General features: G+C 39.0%; 2 protein-coding genes and 5 tRNA genes. 6 read left to right on the plus strand and 1 reads right to left on the minus strand.

Going from position 1 to position 2,335, the window contains the following annotated elements; all coding sequences use genetic code 11:
• The first annotated feature begins 62 nt into the window (after positions 1 to 62).
• Both AXI59_RS12560 and AXI59_RS12565 read left to right on the plus strand, forming a co-directional pair.
• A tRNA-Asn gene (locus AXI59_RS12560) sits at positions 63 to 137 on the plus strand.
• 2 nt (positions 138 to 139) lie between these two features.
• Positions 140 to 212: transfer RNA gene (locus AXI59_RS12565), tRNA-Thr, on the plus strand.
• Between the two features lie 248 nt (positions 213 to 460).
• On the opposite strand, the gene AXI59_RS12570 is transcribed toward AXI59_RS12565, so the two are convergent.
• The gene (locus AXI59_RS12570) at positions 461 to 814 is read right to left on the minus strand and encodes a hypothetical protein (protein WP_240491521.1); all 354 of its coding nucleotides are present in this window, start codon (positions 812 to 814) and stop codon (positions 461 to 463) included.
• Positions 815 to 1,150: 336 nt separating this feature from the next.
• Between AXI59_RS12570 and AXI59_RS12575 the strand changes: the two genes are divergently transcribed.
• The 4 genes from AXI59_RS12575 to AXI59_RS12590 all read left to right on the plus strand — a co-directional run bounded on the left by AXI59_RS12575 (position 1,151) and on the right by AXI59_RS12590 (position 2,114).
• Positions 1,151 to 1,378 carry a WYL domain-containing protein gene (locus AXI59_RS12575; RefSeq protein WP_061522766.1) on the plus strand — a complete coding sequence of 76 codons (228 nt, stop codon included), beginning with the start codon at positions 1,151 to 1,153 and terminating at the stop codon, positions 1,376 to 1,378.
• Positions 1,379 to 1,842: 464 nt separating this feature from the next.
• Positions 1,843 to 1,917, plus strand: a tRNA-Gly gene (locus AXI59_RS12580).
• A 28-nt stretch (positions 1,918 to 1,945) separates the two neighbouring features.
• Positions 1,946 to 2,022: transfer RNA gene (locus tag AXI59_RS12585), tRNA-Arg, on the plus strand.
• Between the two features lie 15 nt (positions 2,023 to 2,037).
• Positions 2,038 to 2,114: transfer RNA gene (locus AXI59_RS12590), tRNA-Pro, on the plus strand.
• Positions 2,115 to 2,335 lie beyond the last annotated feature (221 nt).

Consider the following 2,335-nt stretch of genomic DNA (forward strand, 5'->3'; position numbering starts at 1 on the left):
TAGGACGCCGCCAAGCTTTTATTTTTTTTCTACCGTGTTTTTGTTTATGAAGCTTATATTATTCCGCAGTAGCTCAGTGGTAGAGCTATCGGCTGTTAACCGATCGGTCGTAGGTTCGAGTCCTACCTGCGGAGCCATTGCTTCCATAGCTCAGCAGGTAGAGCACTTCCATGGTAAGGAAGAGGTCAGCGGTTCGAGCCCGCTTGGAAGCTTATCTAAATACGTTGATCTGACGCAGTTTCCGCGAGTTATGGAACTGTTATTTTTTTTGTCTAAAATTGATTGGGGCCCCCCTTTTTAAATGGCCCTTGTTTTCTAATGTTTGGTGCAAATTATATTGAATCAGCGAATAAGGACCAGAATGGAGCAGGCTTTTATATAAAGATAAAGCCTGCTTTATTTTGTTGGATCGTTATGATCTAGCTTTAGAAATGTGATGGCTGATTTTCTGTCGTTAGATTCAGTACCCAAGCGGAATGCATCCACTCTGAAAGTTATAGTATCGGTTCCTAAAGTCTTGCCCTTTTGGAAGCTTTGAATGAGGCAGCACAATAAACTTCATTATGAACCTTTCTTCCTTATCTGCGGATAATTCAACACCATCTTGAATGGAAACAGACATTGTATCATCTTTGTAAAATTCCTGAACACCATCTAATATATCTTTACAAAAAAGTTCCTGCATAAAACCATCAAATAGTTCTTGGGGAACTTTTGTGTTCTGGTGTTGTGTTTGTTTAGCAGCTTCTACTGTGGTAGAGCTTAACGAAAAACCTAAGATCACGATAATAAATATTTTTTTAACTGAAATCATCTCCTTTTCACTTACGATTTACTTTTTTACATTTTTTATTACTTCAGTAATGATTTAATTTTGCTTATGAAGAGAGTGTACAAGAAGACTTATTGCTGTCAGAAGATGGCCCGGTGTTCAAGCCGGGCCTGCCGGTTGCAATACGAGCGCTCGCCATTGCTGTTTTAATTGTGCCAGTGTTCTGTTAGCGAAGTGAAGCCGGATAGGGAATACCTCATAGTTTGTTACAAGGTAGATTATTTCGCGAGAAGATATTACCGGAACAAACATTCTCTTTTTGCTTGAAACAGAACAAGTGTTCCTGTGAAATGATAATAAAGATGGAGGGGACACAGAATGAAATCATTATTGAATCGTTCATTAAATGAAAAATCAGTTTTAGACATGATTTACATGAAAAATGATGGGACTGTTTCAAAGAGGGCAATCATCGTTCATCAGTTAAAACAGCAGTATGTTCGTGCGTTTTGTTTCTCAAGCAGGCAAACAAAAACATTCAGGATAGACAATATTCTCGCTGTAGCTCCTTCCTGTTATAAAAGAGGGATCAGCAGCTATGCCTAGTATTACCAAAAGACAAGACCATGTTTTGCGGACGATATCAACTTTTATTAATCAGTACGGAGTGGTCCTGACTCATAGATCATTGATGGAGGAACTCGGTTTGTGTCCACAAGCTCGGTGAAAGGTCTGCTGGACAAGCTAAAAGAAAAAATTGCGTAACGTGGCAGAAAGGACTGCCGCGCACAATCAGGTTATTGAAGGGGCCCTAAATAATTAAAAAACATGATGGAGAAGTGGACGAACAGGATTATTCGTTTCCATTTATATAAACTGTATTGACTTTTAATGAAACCCTGATATAATAACTTTTGTCATAAAGAACTGTATTAGTTTTTTTGGTGAGCTTTTCCATAGTTAGGATGGATATGTGGATAGTGCAGCTTGGGAGCTTAACTGGATGACATGACAGTTATCCGTTTAATGGAGCTGTTGTTTTTATTTTAATGGATTATTTTAATACACTTGCGGAAGTAGTTCAGTGGTAGAACACCACCTTGCCAAGGTGGGGGTCGCGGGTTCGAATCCCGTCTTCCGCTCCAATTATTGTTCTTATGACATGAAATATTTGCGCCCGTAGCTCAATTGGATAGAGCGTTTGACTACGGATCAAAAGGTTAGGGGTTCGACTCCTCTCGGGCGCGCCATAATTTTATTTAATTCGGGAAGTAGCTCAGCTTGGTAGAGCACATGGTTTGGGACCATGGGGTCGCAGGTTCGAATCCTGTCTTCCCGACCATCTTTTTATAGTCAATGTGATATGACTGGTTTAAACTCTTTCTATTTTTTAAAAAAATACTTGCTTTATAGAGAGAAAGCATGGTATATTATTATTCGTCGCTGATGAACAGCTGACAACAAAATGCTTCAAAAACAACATGAAAAAAGTTGTTGACATGAATGAAGCGAAATGATACTATAATAAAGCTGCTTCAATAAGCGGCGATGATCTTTGAAAAC

The organism is Bacillus nakamurai (genome assembly GCF_001584325.1).
In the GTDB taxonomy this organism is placed as follows: Bacteria; Bacillota; Bacilli; order Bacillales; family Bacillaceae; genus Bacillus; species Bacillus nakamurai.